The sequence below is a fragment of the Litchfieldia alkalitelluris genome (genome assembly GCF_002019645.1).
Classification (GTDB): Bacteria; Bacillota; Bacilli; order Bacillales; family Bacillaceae_L; genus Litchfieldia; species Litchfieldia alkalitelluris.
Genome location: NZ_KV917374.1, coordinates 1,866,997 through 1,886,094, shown reverse-complemented (window position 1 = coordinate 1,886,094; position 19,098 = coordinate 1,866,997). Strand labels below are relative to the sequence as shown.

Below are 19,098 nucleotides of genomic sequence, written 5' to 3'. Positions count from 1 at the left end.
GTTAGTCCTCCGTTTTATTCAGCTTTTCAATTTCTTCAAAACTAGCTTTTAATGGTTTTCTTAAAACTAGTTGAGCAGCTTTTAGTGGAGATAAGACATCTGTTCCAACATCTTCAAGTCGATAGTTATTTTCTTCAAAAATCTTCTCTAACACTTGATACCACGTATACTCATCAAGATCTCCGCTGTTATCTTTGATTTTTGAAAAAACATACACGAGAGAAGGGACAATAACCATTGATAATATCGTCTCCTTCAATCTTGAACTACCACTTGAAGCATATTGCTTATATTCATATTCAGGTAGTAAAATCGTAATATTATTTGAATGAATGTCTACTTCCATATAATCATTCTTTAATGACTTAGTCACAGTCACGATCGATGGTAGATTCAACAGCTCTGTGTTATCGTCAAATAAAGTCGTTTCAATCGCTTCTCCAATGGCAATTAGGTTGCCTTTTTCAAACGTGATAGGAATGTGCTGATACCACTCATTTAACGAGTCATTTTTATAATTCTCAATTCTCTCTTTCGCAATAATAAATGAATGGATAGAGATTTTACCTCTTAACAACTTGGTAGGGACAGATATCTCTAAAACTTCCGAATGAGTTTCGAATACATTTCGATAGCTGGTCTGTCCACATTCAAGATGGATTAAATACACGGCTGATTGGTTATCTATCAACCTTTTGATTTCAATATTGTTCAGCTGAAACGACACATGAATATGCATTTCTCCGAATGATTCACTCACATTTATTTGGGATGAGAAACTAGACTTAGTATAATCATCATTATTCATATACAGCACTGGATATGGATAGGATGTATTAATTTTCATAGAGCTCCACCTCCATCACACAGTAGTCGGAGTAATCAACTTCCACATTTATGACAAAACCCTTGTTTGCCTCAATGGAGTTAAGATAAACCGTGTTTGAACTAAATTTTTCAACTATCACATTACTATCATCTGAGCTGGCGTTTTTTATAGGTAAGTCATAATCACTTTGCTCTCCCATTACTTTAAAAACAAGACGGCCACTTGGTAGTGATTTCTTTGGTGAAATAAAGAAGCTATATTTTCCGTTTTCTCTCTCCACACAGGCATATCTTTGCTTGATTGTAATTGGATCTTTACTTGGCTTTCGTTCTCTCTTCTTATCTGTTTCACCAGTCGTATCAGGATTGACTTCATTTTGTCCACCTTGATCTGTTGAACCTCCGCCATTCGTTGTCGTTCCATCACCATGAGTCCCAGTTCCGTTTCCTCCCTGGTCACCTGTTGGAGTGATACCAAACTCACCGGCTAATTGCTCATCAATCTCTTCTACATTAAGGTCCCTTGACTTGGACACTTTTCTTTTCTTTGGTGCTTCTTTTTTCTCTTTTGTAATAATATGTTTTATCGTTGAATTCAGAGATTCTGTTTTATTTACACCTGAGTCCATTAAGTTTTTATTCGGAAGAAAATCACTTAATCCGACTGCATCCATGCTATCTGTAATTTTCTCTTGATAATGCTCTTTTACTGCATTACGAATAAAACTACGCAATTCGGCATAGATTTTTTTTGCTAGGTTAGGATTCTTCTCATAACGCTCATGTGACCATTCGTTGTGGGCAGGGTTCTCCATCTGTTTGAAAATATTGTTCATATTAGTGCCAGTAATCATCAATACCCCAGTAAACGAGATACTCCCACTAATATTCTTTTGTTCAAAGATTCGCATCCCTGTTTTTCTAGTCATCAATACTCTTCTATTTAGGTCCTCACCATTCAACATATAAAGTGTTGCTTCACCTTCCTCAAACGAAATACCGTGTTTGTACTGCTTAGCAGGATAAGGAACTTTAATCGCTTTATCAGAGATTAATAGTTGAATATAATTTTTAAGATATTGATTCTCCTCGTTGTCTTCTAAGTCCATAATTAACTGTTGAATATTGTCTTGATTAATTTCAAGAGTATTAATTTTAACAACAAGTTTATTATTTAATACGGTGATAAAAAAGTTATGAAGGACTGATTTGATAATCTCCTTCTCCCAATCACCACTTGGTTCAAATGCTGAAATAAAAATGTCTGTACCTGATTCAGTTCTTTTATAATTGCTATCTAGTAAGACCTCACCTGGGATTGCTAACGATTTTTCATTATACGTATAATAACCATTTCCTAACGTAATCTGATCATTCTCTTTTCGAAAAGACATAATGTTTGCAACGCCAATATGAGAATGATAGCCTGAAGCATCTAAGGATGAATAAAAAAGTGTTCTCAAGTTAGAGTTCAGAAATGGTGCTGATTTACCAATTCCAAAACTACCACCTGAGCTTTCATCTTTGTTAGATGACCCTGCTTCTTTTACTAAAGAACTCCATGGCGATCCAAGTTCACCATTTCTTGCACCTTCTAACCCTTTTGTATTAAAGTCACTTATTCTTAACATATTAATTTTTGGTTGATTTATAAGTGTTAACGCTTGTTTGAGAAAATCCTCACTCTTTCTATTTCTACCTTCCCATGTCTTTTGGCACTGTAGATATACTTCTTTCAGTTCATAAACATTAGGGAAGTCTTTAGTATCTGCTGCAAAACTATGAAACTCAACAACAACCGGTCTCGTTGAATCTTTCACAGCATCTAACGAATTTTGACATACCTCTCTTGTCAATGATTCGATTGCATTCCCTCTAAACGTTTCCAAACCAGCATTATTGATAGAATTAATCATTCCACCAGTTGCTGCTGGGAAATTCCAAAATGTATTCATTATTAAGCCTCCATGAAGAGTTTTATATCCATTACTGTGTTAGTCTAAAATCTTGAAGTTGAGATATATGTGGATTATAAATAATTGTCAATAAATTACCACCTACGACAATTGTACTATATTTTTGATAATTTTCTACATTTTCAATTTAAAAATAGTGGTAATTAAAGCCTAATGAAATTTATTGAGGGGTTAGGATAGGTAAAATAGAATACTATAATTCTAGGGTAGGAGTTAAGGAGGGTCGATTGTTAGTTTAGTCCACATTTCTAAGTTCATTTATTTGCAAACTGAAGATTTCAAATGATAATTCCAGGCAAAAAAATAGCAGAACACCATTTATAAAACTGGTGCTCTGCATTTAGTTTTCATCCCTATTCTATACCGGTGGTCGGGGTCGAACTTAGCTCGAGTAATCCTTTTTTATTACTTTATATGAGATTCCAGCATTAAAAAACCTTTTTGAAATCTTGTAATTTACAATCCGTTATCTCTTAAAAATACCAGCAACAGTAGGAAACTCCACAAACTCCTTCTTCATCTCCCTAAATGTGGTGCTCCCTTTTCCTCTACTAATCTCAAACTCCAGCGAATATTCATAACAATTCAAAGGTGTACACTGAAACGTCTTCACATAGAATTCCTTCGCCTCTTGCGTACTCCTTGCAAAGACAAAAATAAATTCCCCAACCCTCATCTTCAAAGAATAAATCTTAACCGGATAAAACCCTAACACATTCTTCTCAATCATTTCCGCGTCCTTCTGATGATCAGCTTTCTTCAAGTCTAATTGAGAGACATCATCCTCCAACGAAACCTTCTCATCAGATAATAAATGATATATATAATGAGCCAAGGTCGATTCCTCATAAGCTAAACAGTCATGGTATAACTCCCTCACCAACAAGTGGTTCACCTCTATATAAGACTATTTTTTTCTAAAAGAATTCCTATCACCCTAAACCATAGAAGGATTCTCCTCAAACTCCTCAATCCTCCCCGTAAATACATTGTATTTCACCTTAATCGTCCCCACTGGCCCATTCCGGTTTTTCGAGACAATGATTTCAAGGGAAGAATTGTCAGAGCCTTTGTCATAATATTTTTCACGATATAAAAACAAAATCACATCGGCATCTTGTTCCACACTTCCTGATTCACGAATATCAGACATCATCGGTCTTTTATTTGCTCTTGATTCCACTGATCGATTTAATTGTGCTAAACAAATCACAGGACATACGAAATCCTTCGCAAAGGTTTTAAGTTCTCTGGATATTTCGGTGATTTGTAAGTGTGCATTTCCTCCGTAAAATTGGCTGGATTGGATTAGTGATAAATAATCGATAAGGATGATTGGTTTCTTGTTTGGGTATGTATTCATCACTTTCCGTGTTTTGGCTCTCATTTCTCCTACCTTTTGTCCAGCACGATCGTATATTTGGATATTGGTTTCGCTGAGGTTTGTCATGACGTCTCCCCATGTATCCTTTTGGCTTTGAGTTAACCATTTTTTCGGATCTCGCATTTTCACACGATTGAATTCTCCTGTGGAAGCGATTAATCGTGTGGTTAGTAACTTTTCTGGCATTTCTAGTGAAAAGATGATGGGGACATAATTTGCCCATCCCGCTGATTTGGCTAGATGGAGCATAACATCGCTTTTTCCCATCGATGGTCGTGCTGCAAGAATGGTCACTTCGCCATCTTGAAAGCCTCCTGTCACCTCATCTAGCTTTTTAATTCCAGAAGGTGCACTTACAACAGCTTCCGGGTCCTCCCACGGCGCCTCATACATAACAGCGAGCGCCTGCTGAATGGACGTATGATCATTAGTTTTCACTTGGTTAATTTTATCCAATTCAGTGATGACTCTAGCAATCTCCCAATTGTGAACCCCTGCAAGTTTCAGGATGTTTCTTTTTTCACGCTCCTTCCACACATCAATGATGATTTCTTCGATGATTTCAAACTTTTCAATATCCGCATACGACAACAACTCAGACAGGTAGGAGATTCCTCCAAAGGCCTCTAGATCAGGCAACGTTGACAAGCTGACTAAGTCACTATTTTTACCAGCATGGCTTAATTCAACCATTCTTCTCATCAATTCTTGATGAACAGTGCTCTCTAGTTGGTCTGGCGAAATCACCGTATCTTTAATCAGATAACCAGCTTTCATTAAGCTTCCTAAGAACGCCTTTTCTGCAAGACTCACCAATCCTCACCCTCCGTTGGATCTAGTATAAATTCTGTAGGAATCTCCCTACCTTGAACGACTGGCTTTTGCTCTGAAAATCGCTTCTTGTTTTCGTGATATAAATGAACCTCTTCAACGGTCAGTAATGTTTCGTTTTCCCAATTCTTTAAAATACCAGCAACATAGTTCAATTTTCGTTTATCATTGCAACAAGCTATTTCCATCGCTTTAAGAATCATATCTTTCGGATTCAAAAACCGAGAATCCTCTAACCAACACAATAACTGTTCCTTTGCATTCACATTCGAAAACCCAAACCCATTTTGATCCCAAAACTCAACGATCTCTTTAACATCTTCTTGCTTGATTTGATGAAGCTGAATCTCTCCTTCTGGTTTATAATCTATATTTGGATAAAGAGGTTTTTGTTGTTGTTTTTTATTTTCTTTTTCTTTTTCTTTTTGCCCACGTATCGTAGAACGAGTCGCAAACCTATCCTCAAAAGAGTCTACAATCGCCTCTTCCTCAAGCTGCAAATGAGCCAAGGGGACAGGTTTGCTGTCCCACTAAACTTCTATCGATAATTAGCTTTCTTTTAGCAATAAATTTTGTGAGACATAGAACCTGTCCCTTTGTCCTTCTTTGTCCTTAGAAAATATTAACACATAGTTATAAATGGATTTCGTGGTATGATAACGTGTATATGTATATACAAGTAAGGTATTTCCCGCTTTTGAAGAAGAAATATTAATTAATCGTTATAAATAACTTATTTGGAACGCTGGTTTCTAGGCCAATTATAGTCATTTCTAACTAAATATTACTTCACGGGAAAAAGGGAGCAAAATATATGTCATTACATTCGCTAAATCATTTATATTTTATGCCAGCAGCTGAAAACATCCTCAAGCACCTTAGTTCTTTAATAGAGGCGAACACTTTTTTTCTTGCTTGCAACGATTTGAAAACGAATACTATCTTCAAAGTTTTAAATAAAGTAGAAATTCTGGTTAAGGAAGGTGAAATCCCTTTTCAAGAATCCTATTGCTCAAAAGTGATTGACGATTGTGCCTTTCCAACCGTCATTCAAAATACCATGTTAGATTCTAAAACTAAGGATTTGGCATTTACTAAAGCTAAAGGCGATAGCAGTTTTGTTGGTATTCCCATTACATTGCGGAATGGAGACCTATTTGGGACTTTGTGTGCAATGGATAGGAACTACACGTTTACTGAAAAAGATCTTCAACTCATCGTTTCTATCTCTCAGTTTCTTGGATATCTCATTGATCTTGAACGAGATTTGTATTATGACTCTTTAACTGGACTCTACACCCGAAAATATGTCAATATGTTTTTTGAAGCTTTTGAACCAAGCACTGACCGCTATCCTTCTATCTTTTTAATTAATTTAGATCGATTTAGAAACGTCAACACTTCTGAAGAAATAGGAGATTTTTTAATTTCAACTATAGCTAAACGAATAAAAGCCTGTTCAGGGGAAGATGGAATGGCAGTACGCCTTCATGGAGACGAATTTGTTGTCGTCCATTTTCATTCAAAGACCGATGAGCAACGTGGCGAAATCGCGGAAAAGCTACTAAATCTGATATCTGAACCTATCATGACAAATTTTCAAGCCTTTCATTTAACTGCAAGTATCGGTATAAGTGTCTATGGTCAAGAGCAATATCAAAGTATTGATAAATTGATTAAGTTAGCAGGTTTTGCAAAAGATTCAATAAAGGGAACCGGTTCTAAACGGTATATGATCTGTACTCCTGAGATTATCCTAAAGAAGGAACGGGCTGTTTGGATAGAGTCAAATTTATTGCAGGAACTAAGTGAAAATAAGTTTGAAATGTACTATCAACCCCAATATCAAATCGGGTCAGGAAGACTTACAGGCTTTGAAGCACTTATTCGATGGAAAAGTGAAAAATACGGTTACATTTCCCCTGCGGAATTTATACCAATAGCGGAAACGACTGGACAGATTATCCCACTTGGAAATTGGATATTTAAAATGGTATGCGAGCAATTGTCGGTATGGAACAAAAAATATGGTTTACGTATTTCTGTAGCGATTAATATATCACCGTCTCAATTTAATCATTACGGTCATCTGGTGGATCAATTGGATAACATTCTAAATGATTTTGGGATATTGCCAAGCCAAATTCACTTTGAAATTACGGAAACGTCCTTAATTCCCATGACTGAGATCCTTGTCCCTGTTCTAGCTAAGATTAGAAGTAAGGGAATAAAGATTGCACTTGATGACTTTGGTACAGGTTATTCATCAGTCCTTTATCTAAGGAATCTCCCCATTGACATCATAAAAATTGACCAAGTATTTGTAAGGGAATTAACCACTAACTCCACAGATAATAAAATTATCCAAGCAATCGTTGATTTAGCAAAGGCCCTTCATTTAGAGATCGTTGCCGAAGGGGTCGAGAGTCAAGAAATTCTACAACTTCTTTGTAATATAGGCTGTGATACGGCTCAAGGTTATCTTCTAGGTAAACCTATGACATCTGACCTCGCGTCGAATCTTCTACAAAGAAAAGCTTTGAAATAATGGTTTTATTTAATTGTTTTAAAATGCTCATAGACTCTTTCATTTCCATCTCCATGACTTTCTGGAATCAATTCTTTATAGACAACAAAGAGCATTGATCCTGTAGCAAAAGCGAAGACATATGGAATAATATGTTCAAACGTTTCTCCAAATAATACGCCTATTAATCCAGCACACATTTCAATGATTCCTGTTAAAGTAGAAACAAGAATAGCCTTCATACGACTAACATTTTGTGTCACTAAAAATAGTGCTACTAAAAATCCATCTGGGATATTCCTTTATGGGAAACATCTTTAATTAACAAAATGGGTAGTGCCCCTAAGGTTGTACAAAGAGAAGAAAGAATTATAGGTAGATACTGCATGTAATCCTCCTGAAATCGTGTTAGCTCATCTTATGTGTAAAATCTAGCAACATGCATCTCTAATACAATTTCTTTTCTTTTTGTACAATAATCTATTCTATTATTTAAGAGCATTCATACTCCTAGTATTTATAGGGTAAGTTTTCAGGATGGTGAGAAAATGGAGTCGAAAACCACAAACAAATACCTTTATGAAATATATAAACTAGAAAAAGCTAATGGAAATACAACCATTTCAGAGATTGCTAAATCGCTCAACATATCATTATCTCCCGCTTCAAAAATGGTCGTTAAACTAAGATCAAATGGATATGTAAACTTCAAACGTTACGGAACAGTTACCTTGACAGATAAAGGTGCGAAAATTGGTAAACACTTCACTTACACCCACCAAATCTTAGTTACCTTCCTCCAAGTCATTGGGGTGGAAGAGAAAAAAATAGTCCAAGAAGTCAATAATATTGAGTTAAATTTAAGTAATGAAGTAGTAAATAAAATCAAAGTTTTTCTAGAAAACAACGGCTATATTGATCAAATAAAAAACGTTTGAGACAAGAGTGAGACAAGGGTTCCTTGTCCCACTTATAATTTCTGTTAGTATTCTTGTAGAAATTAAATATAGTGGGACTCAAACCTGTCCCTCAGTCCTTGATTGACTAGTCCAAGTCGCAAATCATAAAATCAAAAATCCCCATACTGGAAATCCAAGGTTTAACATCACATTTACAATATCAGCATCACCAACACAACTACTGACAGATTGCTCCTACATAAAATAATGGAAATCCGACAGCAATATTACCGAATGGAATTAATACATTATCACGTTTTACCGGTTTGGCGTACCGAGTATAATCTGATGCAATCACCCACTGAGAAACGTCTACGCTGTCCCACTATCCTTAAAAAATGTAACTGACAAGGTGGAATTTGAGCCGTGATACGACAAGAGGATGGATATAAGTACAGTACAAGCAAGTCATCCTATATTCCTATTATTTAAAAGTAGTCGAGACGATGTACCTGTCCCCTCGTCCCGAATGCCCCGTTACTTCATTGTAAAATTAGTTAGTTATTCCAATAAATTAAGCTAAAACGGTTCCTTTTTTTGTAAATTTAATTTAGAATAAAAATTATTGTCGAAAAAGAGAGAGTAAAAGGGGGGCTCCCAATGAAATCAACTTTATCTTTGCCAAGAGCTGAGGAACTATTTGATAAAATTTCTCAAGATAATGAAGTGTTAAGAATATTTAAATACCACTCTTTACGAGTTATGTACTTTTCTGCCTTACTTTCGAAAAAGGTAGGTTGTTACGACGAAGACCTTAGAATTGCATCTCTATTTCATGACATAGGGAAAATTGGTTTATCAAAAGATATTTTATTAAAACCTACTAAATTAGATGCTTTAGAATACCAAATTATACAAGCGCATAGTGTGATCGGAAATAATATACTTAGAAAAACACTTAACCTTCCGCGGGCTGCAATTTTTGTTCGTGACCACCATGAGCGCTGGGATGGTAAGGGATACCCACGAGGATTAAAAGAAAATGAAATATCAATTCAAGGTAGGATAATAGGGATTTGTGATGCATTTGATACAATGACTATTGATAGAAGACATTATAATCTTCAAACTTTAACGTACAAGGAAGCATTTATAGAATTAGAACGGTGTTCTTGGTCACAATTTGACGGCGAATTAGTGGCAAAATTCAAATTACTTATAGAAGATTTAGAACTCCCATCCTCTGAAAAATGGGCTGAAGACGAATTTCTTATGGATAAGCTGATGGGTCATGTATTTATTAATTGTTTTAATTGAGACACTTTGGGAGGACATCATAAAACACTAATAAAACGCTCACTTTGAGCGTTTTTAGTTTCCTATTAGTTATTTGCTTATAGGATCGTACCCCGCTCCTCCTAGTAGGTTTAAAGGTTTACGGATGACGAAACTGATTAATACAGTCAAGTACTCGAGGAGTTAATTAACTTGTATCAGCTATCTAGTAAATACTAACTGAATATAAATAGAAATGATCATATCCATATTGCGGTGAATCCTCCTAATTTGTTTAGGAGGATTCCACTTATAGACACGTATTAGTCATTTCTAAAATGATTAATTATTTTTTCGAAGAATTCAAATTTACTATTTATAGAATTTTCTATTTCTGGATCATATATTTTATAATTATTTTTCCCTTTATTTTTCGCAAAATACATAGCTTTATCTGCAGCATTGATGAGATCTTCTTCGTTTTTACCATTATGAGGATATATGCTTATTCCTATACTTGTAGTAACATGAACCGTTGAGTCGTTAATTGAATATGGAGTAGAAACTTCCTTTATAATCCGTTTAGATACTTCATGAACTTCATTTTCCAGAATTTCTTCAAGAATTATAACAAATTCATCTCCACCAACTCTTGATACAACATCCTCGTCTCTAACACATTGTGTTAGCCTTCTAGACACTTCAATAAGTAGTAAATCACCTACATCGTGCCCCTTCGTATCGTTTACCTTTTTAAATCCATCTAAATCTAAGAATAGTAATGCAAACTTGTGATTGTGTCGTTCAGATCGCGCAATTGATTTCTTTAAGTTCTCATATAAAAATCTTCTGTTCGGTAATTGAGTTAATTCATCATGATATGCTAATTGCCTTAATGCAGTTTCCATTTTCTTTTGATCTGTGATGTCTCGACCAACACTAAGTATCGCGGGTTTTCCATTGTAGAAAATATTTGTTCCCAACATCTCAAATATTAACGTATCTCCATCTGGCCTGACTAACTTATATTCTGCAAACTTACTTTTAAGTTTCCCCTCTTGTAAGTCTTGAAACATATTTTCGAATGTGTTAATACTTGAAGGATCAATAAGATCATATATAGAAGTACCAATTAAATTGGATGGCTCCTTGATACCTGCTATTTGTGATGCTTTTGGGTTAGCGTAAACAATCTTCCCTTCTTGATGAATGACTATCATTATTGGTGATATATCTACAACTGTTTTATAATTTTGTTCACTTATTTTTAATTCTTCTCTTTTTTGATTTAGCTCTTGTTCAACTTTTTTCCGATCAGTTATATCTAACATAATAAAATTTAATCTAACGACTTGGCCCAATGAGTTAAACAAAGGAGTGACATGCTCCTCTACCCATTTAATTTCTCCATCTGGCCTAACTATTCGATATTCTTGTGTTTTTGCTTTTAATTCTTGTGTTGAAAGACATACTTCAAACCCCTCAACATAGCGTTTATCCTCAGGATGGATAACTTGTTTCCACAGTTCAGGATTATTCAAAAAGTCATTTTTAGAGTACCCATACAACTTTTCGATACCTTGAGAAACTTTTACTTTTTTATTCTCTAAGTCGAGAGAATAAAAGTTTGCATTGGAGGTATCAAAAATCTGCTGAAGTTCATCCTTGGCTTGTTGAATCTGATTTGAATCTAGCCGTATCTTATTTATCATCCAGTATAAAAGAGGGGCTGTTACAGAGACCATAACAGTAACATCAATAATTTCATACCATATGTTATTTGGAATAGTAAAGGCTCTGTGAACTAACTCATCCAGTAGATTGCTTAAAACACCCAATATTAATAGTATAATTAAAAAAGCATACTTATTCTGAAGTATTTGATTCATATAAATGTCTCCAATCTAGAAAGCAAACGTTCTTAGTTATCTTTTATAAGATAACTTAAAAGTTAGAAGGCGACTCAAATTGTTTGAGAGCCCTAAAAAAACATAACATAAATAATAAATAATGATAATAATTTTTTAGATATAATTTCTATATAACTATACCCGCTCCTTCGAATATTCAAAAAAGGATTCCGAGACAATTATCCAAGGGGACAGGTCTGATGTGCATTAAAATTCTATCTATACTTAGTATTTCTACTTGCAATAAATATTGTGGAGACATCAAACCTGTCCCTCTGTCCTTATCACCCTTTCCCGACACGGTGCCCATCGTCCCTGCGTGATATGCAGCCTGATCTAACTGCCACTGTAATGGTCCAAAAACGAAAGTATAACCGTCTCTCTATTAACCCTTCATCTCATAGTTTTTCTATTGTCATTCCTGGCAAAACTAGGCATAGACATAAGTAAGAGGAAACTAAGAGGTAGGAGTGAAACGATGGGGAAAATCGTTCATCTATATTCAAAGCCAAAGCCACTTCATCTAGGAGATCGCAAGGAAAATTTTAATAAGCGGTTCGAATCAATTGAACGGAAGAAGCAATTAATTGATACTATGAAGAAGAACTTAAAAAAGGGTAAATAGCGCTTGCTATCTACCCTTTTTATTATGCTTTTACTTTTTGGCGTTTTTGATTCTGGCTGTTTTTGATTTCTTCTACTCGGCGACGTATATCTTCTTTACTTTGTTCTAGTTTCAGTTGACGATCACGATTGATCTCTTTTTGGGATTTGAATTGAATGATATGGTTAGCCATTTTTATACGCCTCCTTTAGTGTAGTGTTGTCAGTTTGATACATCCGTTCCGTAATTAAGCACAGCGCATGAATTAAGCGATATACTTCTCTTGAATCTATTATATCATTTTTTACCAATAAGTGATTAACTTTTTGATTATCTGAATCAAAATGAAAGTTATATACCCACTGCTTGTCTCTGTCTATATTCATTTTCACGGAAACAATGGTGTGTTTCTCATATGGGCAATTAATTACTGGTTGTTTCATATCCATTTTAATTACTTCAACGACACCCCAATTTTCATAAAACGGATCGTCAATGTCGATTATCTTGGGTGTTCGACCTGATGTACCTACATCCTCTATCTTATGTAATCCTTTACCCCTCAGTTCGTGCAGGGTAAACCCACAAACTAAGTTTAAATCCTTACTACTAAATACCCCGTTTCTCATTCGAAATAACACATTGTTAATGTCTTTAATCAATTCAATGACATACTCCGAGGCAGCAGATAAATCTTTTACGTTGGTGTCATATTCTTCTATTAGGACATCATAAGTTGCAATTACTTCGTCTATCAGCTTGTTGTTTTCTTTCTCCAATCTGTTGTATCTCTTTTGCAAAAGTGTAAACTTCAACTCAAGCTGCTGTTTTTCCCTATCAAAATAACTTGTTACCTTATCGGACAAAGCATTAAATTCATTGCTACTCGTTTGCATCTTTCCTATGTAATCATAGACCCCTTGAAAGTAAAAATCTCCTATATTGTCCAAGAAGGCTTTATGAAACATGTTATACTCTTGTTTTCTAAAAACCCTATAAGCCCCTGTATGGAAATGATCACTGTAAAAGTCTAACAAGTAGGTTAGAAATAAAAGTACTGTTAAAACGTATCCAGCAATAAATCCAATTGCACCAGCTCCTACGTACTCATTCACACCAGTAATATTTCCCATGATATTCTGATAAATGACATTGATAAAAGTAAAACATGGAATAGTCAGTGCCGTTAGACTTTCTGCAGAAAGCTTTTTCATTCCATCCTGCACTTTTACAATCAGACCCAGTTGTCGAAATGGGGCAAACAACAAGGCAACAATCCAATTAGAGTACTTTTCACTTATGTGACTACTCTTTAAACGCTCTATCGGTTTATCAAAAGCCTTACTTATATCTAATAAGCGACTATGATAATTTTTACTTACATCCTCCATTTGACTTTCGTCTCCTTACTTATCCAGTTGACTGTCTTTCTCAACCGATCTTCCAGGTTATTTGTGCTATGTCTTGGATCCATTGACAAATCTTTTACCTTTAGTTATGCAAGAAATCATAAAAATTAACGTATTTACAATTTCTCATTTTCTCATATGAAACTATAACAATTTTTTTCTTGCAAGTACTCTCTACCATATTTTCTTATGACTTTTTGTGAATCTTTTTCAAAATTCACTGCTATAAACGCATTTACATTAACGCAGCTGTCAGTAATGAATACTTTAAGATGTTTCTTAACTTCTTATTCTCTTTCAATTCCTACATCTCCTTTTTTTATCCGTAAATATTCGACAAAAGCAGACTTTTTCCTTTTTAAGAGAAAAGAGCAACACAAATTATGATCGGATTAAATAAAAGGGTCCCTTGTCCAAAATTTAAAAAGTGGTAAAGCTCTAAGAGGCAAGAAAAATCTATGATGAAGCAAAGCTAAAACAAAGAACTTAATACGTCAGCAAGTAAAGAGGAATTGGACCATTTGTGACAACGATAAAGCCACCGGCGAGTGCCAGTGGCTATTATTAAATGACTGGTTAGGAGACTATCTTTTTACAAGCTTAAAAAATTTAAGGCTCTATTATCCCAATCTATTTCAGCTATTTTATTCTTATATGCATACTTCAAAAAGATCATCAACTGGCAATGTAGAATCAAATATTGCTTTGTCGCAATAAGGACAATAGAAATAAGGTAAATTAATAATAGTAATTTTTTGTGGACCAACAAAAAAACGCGCTTACCAACTTGATACTTTGCCTTATTAACACATGAACAAGCAGTTTCTGTTCTTTGAATATTTATTTCAGTCAATAGCATATCCCACCTCAGTCTAGATTATATTAATCATGTGCAAAGATATGTTATAACCAACTTTTAAACGTGTCCTCAATGGACGTTCACTAGTAAACCTTAAGTAAATGTACTTAATAGCTTTAAATTTCAAATCGCAGTCCTGTTTACCTCCCAATTAATCTATAACATCCTTTTTGATTTACCTGAGTAATATTAGGATAAACATAAAGACCTAATCTCAACAAACTTAATCTCTTTCAAAGGAAGAGTACAGGTGCATTATTTATACAACCGTATGTTTTTATAAATAATATAAGGGCAGGAATACCCAGCCCTCAACTTATTGATTATAAACAATAGACTCTAATCTACGTCTTTTATCTTCATCATTATTATACCAAAACATGTAATCAGCTAACGCCTTCTCTTGCGCAGTTTTTTCAGCCATTTCATCAACCTTTATATAATTATCAATAGTCCGTAAGACTAATTTTGCAATTTCTTCAACATCACTGGAATACAATTCTTCAATAGAACGACGGCGTCTGTTAGTATTAAACGAGTTTTCCATTTGCTTTAACCTCTTTCGTTTAAATTCACGAAGATTGTCACACTGTCTTTCAATTGACTCTTCTATATCCTTATGATCCATAACCAAATCCATATTACCCCCACCTTTACTGAGTTAATTCATTTCACCGAACTACCCCATATTTTTCCCACATACCAGATATCAACATCTAACTTAGGATATCGTTCGGATAACTCATTTATTATTTTCATTATTTTATTACTACAGCTTAAACATGGGTAATAGAACGTGTATATTACCAAATTCCCTGCTACATCATTAACTCCACTATTTAAGAGTTTTAGAAACTTTTCTAAAACCTTGGATTCAGAATCAACATTACGATTCCAAACATCCTCTATTAACTCTTCCTTAACCTTATTAATATCGAAACAACAAAAGTCGTTGAATCGATTCACGAATCCACTTTTGTAGAAAGGCTTTTTAGGTTCTAATTCATAAACATAATTTAAATAATTTGTAATAGGTTCTCCCTTTTTCCGGTAATTTATACCACTATGAGCTAACAGAGTTACGGAACTTGCTCTTGAGTCTAATTCTCCTTCAAAATTCAAATAGGCCAAATTTGGATTTTGCATCTTATCCCAAAATTCATCGCTCATTTGTGTTTTAGACTCTCGCTCTATACCTTCAAGAAAGTCTAAATGCATTTCTTGTAAAAAAGATGTAAAGTCGTTTGTTCTTTCCAATTGTGTTATAAATACTTTTCCCAATACTTACACCTCATAATCTCACTATATTCATTAAATCACAGTTTTACCCATAATTAAATTACTTTTCTGACAAATTGAAATCATATTGATATTTTATTAGGAATTCGACAAAAAGTGTTAAAATCCTCCAACCGTTTAACCTAGATTTTGTTATAAAACAATTAACGAAAGCTTTATTAAAGTTATATAGCTAATCCCAAAAGTTTAAATTTATTGGGAACAATCCTCCTACAAAACCCAACAACAGCAGGAAACTCCCCAAACTCCTTCTTCATCTCCCGAAATGATATCCCCCCATTCCCCCTAGCAACCTCAAACTCTAACAAATATTCATGACAATTCAAAGGCGTACACTGAAACGTCTTTACATAGAATTCCTTTGCCTCGTTAGGGCTCCTCGCAAAGACAAAAACAAATTCCCCTTGTCTCATCTTTAAAGAATAGATTTTTACAGGATAAAACCCTAACACATTCTCCTCAATCATTCCTGCCACCTTCTGATGATCAGCTTTCATCAAGTCTAATTGAGAGACATCATCCTCCAACGAAACCTTCGTTTCAGATAATAAGTGGTATATATAATGAGCTAAGGTGGATTCCTCATAAGTTAAACAGTCATGATATAAATCCTTCACCAACAAGTGGTATCACCTCTACATAAGACTATATTTCTAAAAAAACACACTCAACCTAAACCATAGAAGCTTCTTCCTTATACTCCTCAATCCTCCCCGTAAATTCATTGTATTTCACCTTAATCGTCCCCACTGGCCCATTCCGATTTTTCGAAACAATGATTTCAAGGGAAGTATTGTCCGAACCTTTGTCATAATACTTTTCACGATATAAAAACAAAATCACATCGGCATCTTGTTCGACACTCCCTGATTCACGAATATCAGACATCATCGGTCGTTTATTTGCTCTTGATTCCACTGATCGATTTAACTGTGCTAAACAAATCACAGGACATGCGAAATCCTTCGCAAAGGTTTTCAGTTCTCTGGATATTTCGGTGATTTGTAAGTGTGCATTTCCTCCGTAAAATTGGCTCGATTGGATTAGTGATAAATAATCTATAAGGATGATTGGTTTTTTGTTTGGGTATGTATTCATCACTTTCCGTGTTTTGGCTCTCATCTCTCCTACCTTTTGACCAGCACGATCGTAGATTTGGATATTGGTTTCACTGAGGTTTGTCATGACGTCTCCCCATGTATCCTTTTGGCTTTGAGTTAACCATTTTTTCGGATCTCGCATTTTTACACGATTGAATTCTCCTGTGGAAGCGATTAAACGTGTGGTTAGTAGCTTTTCTGGCATTTCTAGTGAAAAGATGATGGGAACATAATTTGCCCATCCCGCTGATTTTGCTAGGTGAAGCATCACATCGCTTTTTCCCATCGATGGTCGTGCAGCTAGAATGGTCACTTCGCCATCTTGAAAGCCTCCTGTCACCTCATCTAGCTTTTTAATACCAGAAGGTGCACTTACAACAGCTTCCGGATCCTCCCACGGTGCCTCATACATCACAGCGAGCGCCTGATGGATGGACGTATGATCATTGGTTTTCACTTGGTTGATTTTATCCAATTCAGTAATGACTCTAGCAATCTCCCAATTATGTATCCCTGCAAGCTTCAGAATGTTTCTCTTTTCTCGTTCCTTCCACACATCGATGATGATTTCTTCGATAATTTCAATCTTTTCAATATCCGCATACGACAACAACTCAGACAGATAGGAGATTCCACCAAAGGCCTCTAGATCTGGCAACGTTGACAGTGTGACTAAGTCACTATTTTTACCAGCATGGCTAAACTCAACCATTATTCTCATCAACTCTTGATGAACAGTGCTGTCTAGTTGATCGGGTGAAATTACCGTATCTTTAAGTAAATAACCAGCTTTCATTAAGCTTCCTAAGAACGCCTTTTCTGCAAGACTCACCAATCCTCACCCTCCGTTGGATCTAGGATAAATTCTGTAGGAATCTCCCTACCTTGAAGCACTGGCTTTTGCTCTGAAAATCGTTTCTTGTTTTCGTGATATATATCAACCTCTTCAACGGTCAGTAATGAATCGTTTTCCCAATTCTTTAAAATACCAGCAACATAGTTCAATTTTCGTTTATCATTGCAGCAAGCTATTTCCATCGCTTTAAGAATCATCTCTTTCGGATTCAAAAACCGAGAATCCTCTAACCAACACAACAACTGTTCTTTTGCATTCACATTTGAAAACCCAAACCCATTTTGATCCCAAAACTCAACGATCTCTTTAACATCTTCTTGTTTGATTTGATGAAGCTGAATCTCTCCTTCTTGTTTATAATCTATATTGAGATAAAGAGGTTTTTGTTGTTGTTTATTATTTTCTTTTTCTTTTTCTTTTTGCCCACGTATCGTAGAACGAGTCGCAAACGTATCCTCAAAAGAGTCTACAATTCCCTCTTCCTCAAGCTCGACGATCTCTTTGCCCACCTCATAAAAGGACTTGTATATCTTTAATAAATCTTCTTTCACAATCCCATCTGCCACATATTCGATGAGTGATCTATCCTCCACTTCCTTTAGCTCAGATAAAATACAATCAACAACCGGCTTTCCACCTTTATGAAGGTTATACTTCCCCCAGCACTTAATTGCAATCTCTCTCGTTTGAGGATTGTAACGAATCAACTCGTGATGATGAACCATTCGATCCATCAACGCATGAACCGTCTCAATTGAATACCCCATATCAAAAGCCATCTGTTTTTTCGTAATTTTATAGATTCCAATTTGAGTCGTATGTGGATTTGTTAATAGATATAGAAAAAAGTACTTATCCTCCGGACTCATCTCCTCCGAAACAACCGGATTCAACCAGAAATTAGTGCGAACCATTCGATATTTTGCCATCTTGAATCACTGTCCTTTCTCATTCTTCTTTTCAGTTATGTAAGAAACTTTCTCCTAATAGTTATAGAGACGTAATGTAAGAAAAGGGACACAAATGGTTAGTACATTAGAAAATTAAAAATCACCTAGCACATAAATGTTTAGGTGATTATCTATCAGACTAGATTAAAGTCTGACTTATAAATATAGACGCATTAGATATTTAAAATTAATGTGAACTAATAAAATGCCTTGTAGAAGATTTCCTTTACGAGGCTATAATATATCCAAGGAATAAATTTTTTCTAAAAAGACGTGTTTGGGTAATGTGCAAGAAGGAGGTTATAAGCAAATTGTACTGTTCAAAAAAGCCAATTGTATGTATATTCGTTCGTCTTGCCATGATCTCTTTTTCCTCTGATATTATACGCAC

Annotated in this window: 19 protein-coding genes and 1 pseudogene; 4 read left to right on the top strand and 16 right to left on the bottom strand. The window is 35.1% G+C overall.

Annotation, left to right across the window (positions count from 1 at the left end):
- Position 1: 1 nt before the first annotated feature.
- The 5 genes from BK579_RS08600 to BK579_RS08580 form a co-directional block, all read right to left on the bottom strand.
- A complete protein-coding gene (locus BK579_RS08600) occupies positions 2–847 on the bottom strand; it encodes a hypothetical protein (protein WP_078544794.1) in 846 nt (281 codons plus the stop codon).
- A complete protein-coding gene (locus BK579_RS08595) occupies positions 837–2,783 on the bottom strand; it encodes a hypothetical protein (protein ID WP_078544793.1) in 1,947 nt (648 codons plus the stop codon). Before BK579_RS08595 ends, BK579_RS08600 begins: the two co-directional genes overlap by 11 nt.
- 487 nt (positions 2,784–3,270) lie before the next feature.
- Positions 3,271–3,639, bottom strand: a complete 369-nt coding sequence (locus BK579_RS08590) for a hypothetical protein (RefSeq protein ID WP_235848391.1) — start codon at positions 3,637–3,639, stop codon at positions 3,271–3,273.
- Between the two features lie 102 nt (positions 3,640–3,741).
- On the bottom strand, positions 3,742–5,001 hold the full coding sequence (locus BK579_RS08585) for a replicative DNA helicase (protein ID WP_078550480.1): 1,260 nt from the start codon (positions 4,999–5,001) through the stop codon (positions 3,742–3,744).
- Complete coding sequence (locus BK579_RS08580; RefSeq protein WP_078544791.1) at positions 4,998–5,528, bottom strand: DnaD domain protein; 531 nt, start codon at positions 5,526–5,528, stop codon at positions 4,998–5,000. The genes BK579_RS08585 and BK579_RS08580 overlap by 4 nt, the downstream gene beginning before the upstream one ends.
- Before the next feature lie 305 nt (positions 5,529–5,833).
- Between BK579_RS08580 and BK579_RS08575 the strand changes: the two genes are divergently transcribed.
- Positions 5,834–7,567, top strand: a complete 1,734-nt coding sequence (locus BK579_RS08575; protein ID WP_078544790.1) for a putative bifunctional diguanylate cyclase/phosphodiesterase — start codon at positions 5,834–5,836, stop codon at positions 7,565–7,567.
- Positions 7,568–7,572: 5 nt separating this feature from the next.
- On the opposite strand, the gene BK579_RS08570 is transcribed toward BK579_RS08575, so the two are convergent.
- Complete coding sequence (locus BK579_RS08570) at positions 7,573–7,809, bottom strand: ZIP family metal transporter (protein WP_078544789.1); 237 nt, start codon at positions 7,807–7,809, stop codon at positions 7,573–7,575.
- A gap of 285 nt (positions 7,810–8,094) precedes the next feature.
- Between BK579_RS08570 and BK579_RS08565 the strand changes: the two genes are divergently transcribed.
- On the top strand, positions 8,095–8,484 hold the full coding sequence (locus BK579_RS08565) for a metal-dependent transcriptional regulator (protein ID WP_078544788.1): 390 nt from the start codon (positions 8,095–8,097) through the stop codon (positions 8,482–8,484).
- 126 nt (positions 8,485–8,610) lie between these two features.
- Here BK579_RS08565 and BK579_RS27030 read toward each other — a convergent pair.
- Positions 8,611–8,821, bottom strand: a pseudogene (locus BK579_RS27030) (permease); the annotation flags it as partial.
- Positions 8,822–9,105: 284 nt separating this feature from the next.
- Here BK579_RS27030 and BK579_RS08555 point away from each other — a divergent pair.
- Positions 9,106–9,762 (top strand): HD-GYP domain-containing protein, encoded by a 657-nt coding sequence (locus BK579_RS08555; RefSeq protein ID WP_078544787.1) that lies wholly within the window; start codon positions 9,106–9,108, stop codon positions 9,760–9,762.
- A gap of 281 nt (positions 9,763–10,043) precedes the next feature.
- Here the strand turns inward: BK579_RS08555 and BK579_RS08550 are convergent, their stop codons facing one another.
- The gene (locus BK579_RS08550; protein ID WP_078544786.1) at positions 10,044–11,609 is read right to left on the bottom strand and encodes a diguanylate cyclase domain-containing protein; all 1,566 of its coding nucleotides are present in this window, start codon (positions 11,607–11,609) and stop codon (positions 10,044–10,046) included.
- 499 nt (positions 11,610–12,108) lie between these two features.
- On the opposite strand from BK579_RS08550, the gene BK579_RS25550 reads away from it, so the two are divergent.
- Entirely contained in the window at positions 12,109–12,255 is a 147-nt protein-coding gene (locus tag BK579_RS25550; protein WP_169891098.1) for a hypothetical protein, read from the top strand.
- Positions 12,256–12,277: 22 nt separating this feature from the next.
- Here BK579_RS25550 and BK579_RS25545 read toward each other — a convergent pair whose 3' ends face one another.
- From BK579_RS25545 to BK579_RS08515, 8 genes are all read right to left on the bottom strand, one after another.
- Positions 12,278–12,427 carry a hypothetical protein gene (locus BK579_RS25545; protein ID WP_169891097.1) on the bottom strand — a complete coding sequence of 50 codons (150 nt, stop codon included), beginning with the start codon at positions 12,425–12,427 and terminating at the stop codon, positions 12,278–12,280.
- Positions 12,420–13,625 (bottom strand): hypothetical protein, encoded by a 1,206-nt coding sequence (locus BK579_RS08545; protein WP_078544785.1) that lies wholly within the window; start codon positions 13,623–13,625, stop codon positions 12,420–12,422. The genes BK579_RS25545 and BK579_RS08545 overlap by 8 nt, the downstream gene beginning before the upstream one ends.
- Before the next feature lie 610 nt (positions 13,626–14,235).
- A complete protein-coding gene (locus tag BK579_RS26070) occupies positions 14,236–14,496 on the bottom strand; it encodes a hypothetical protein (RefSeq protein WP_078544784.1) in 261 nt (86 codons plus the stop codon).
- A gap of 322 nt (positions 14,497–14,818) precedes the next feature.
- Positions 14,819–15,142, bottom strand: coding sequence for a hypothetical protein (locus tag BK579_RS08535; protein WP_078544783.1), 324 nt, complete (start codon positions 15,140–15,142; stop codon positions 14,819–14,821).
- A 26-nt stretch (positions 15,143–15,168) separates the two neighbouring features.
- Positions 15,169–15,783 carry a deaminase domain-containing protein gene (locus BK579_RS08530; protein WP_078544782.1) on the bottom strand — a complete coding sequence of 205 codons (615 nt, stop codon included), beginning with the start codon at positions 15,781–15,783 and terminating at the stop codon, positions 15,169–15,171.
- Positions 15,784–15,965: 182 nt separating this feature from the next.
- Positions 15,966–16,301: a hypothetical protein gene (locus tag BK579_RS08525; RefSeq protein WP_235848390.1), complete on the bottom strand. Its 336-nt coding sequence runs from the start codon at positions 16,299–16,301 to the stop codon at positions 15,966–15,968.
- Positions 16,302–16,473: 172 nt separating this feature from the next.
- Entirely contained in the window at positions 16,474–17,733 is a 1,260-nt protein-coding gene (locus BK579_RS08520) for a replicative DNA helicase (protein ID WP_078550478.1), read from the bottom strand.
- On the bottom strand, positions 17,730–18,686 hold the full coding sequence (locus BK579_RS08515; protein WP_235848389.1) for a DnaD domain protein: 957 nt from the start codon (positions 18,684–18,686) through the stop codon (positions 17,730–17,732). The genes BK579_RS08520 and BK579_RS08515 overlap by 4 nt, the downstream gene beginning before the upstream one ends.
- Between the last annotated feature and the right edge of the window lie 412 nt (positions 18,687–19,098).

Excerpts from the sequence above, each read along its gene's own strand:
- BK579_RS08515 (WP_235848389.1), bottom strand. The coding sequence starts at position 18,686 with ATGGCAAAATATCGAATGGTTCGCACTAATTTCTGGTTGAATCCGGTT.
- BK579_RS08555 (WP_078544787.1), top strand. The coding sequence starts at position 9,106 with ATGAAATCAACTTTATCTTTGCCAAGAGCTGAGGAACTATTTGATAAA.
- BK579_RS08575 (WP_078544790.1), top strand. The coding sequence starts at position 5,834 with ATGTCATTACATTCGCTAAATCATTTATATTTTATGCCAGCAGCTGAA.
- BK579_RS25545 (WP_169891097.1), bottom strand. The coding sequence starts at position 12,427 with ATGGCTAACCATATCATTCAATTCAAATCCCAAAAAGAGATCAATCGT.
- BK579_RS08545 (WP_078544785.1), bottom strand. The coding sequence starts at position 13,625 with ATGGAGGATGTAAGTAAAAATTATCATAGTCGCTTATTAGATATAAGT.
- BK579_RS08595 (WP_078544793.1), bottom strand. The coding sequence starts at position 2,783 with ATGAATACATTTTGGAATTTCCCAGCAGCAACTGGTGGAATGATTAAT.
- BK579_RS08565 (WP_078544788.1), top strand. The coding sequence starts at position 8,095 with ATGGAGTCGAAAACCACAAACAAATACCTTTATGAAATATATAAACTA.
- BK579_RS08600 (WP_078544794.1), bottom strand. The coding sequence starts at position 847 with ATGAAAATTAATACATCCTATCCATATCCAGTGCTGTATATGAATAAT.
- BK579_RS08535 (WP_078544783.1), bottom strand. The coding sequence starts at position 15,142 with ATGGATTTGGTTATGGATCATAAGGATATAGAAGAGTCAATTGAAAGA.
- BK579_RS08550 (WP_078544786.1), bottom strand. The coding sequence starts at position 11,609 with ATGAATCAAATACTTCAGAATAAGTATGCTTTTTTAATTATACTATTA.
- BK579_RS25550 (WP_169891098.1), top strand. The coding sequence starts at position 12,109 with ATGGGGAAAATCGTTCATCTATATTCAAAGCCAAAGCCACTTCATCTA.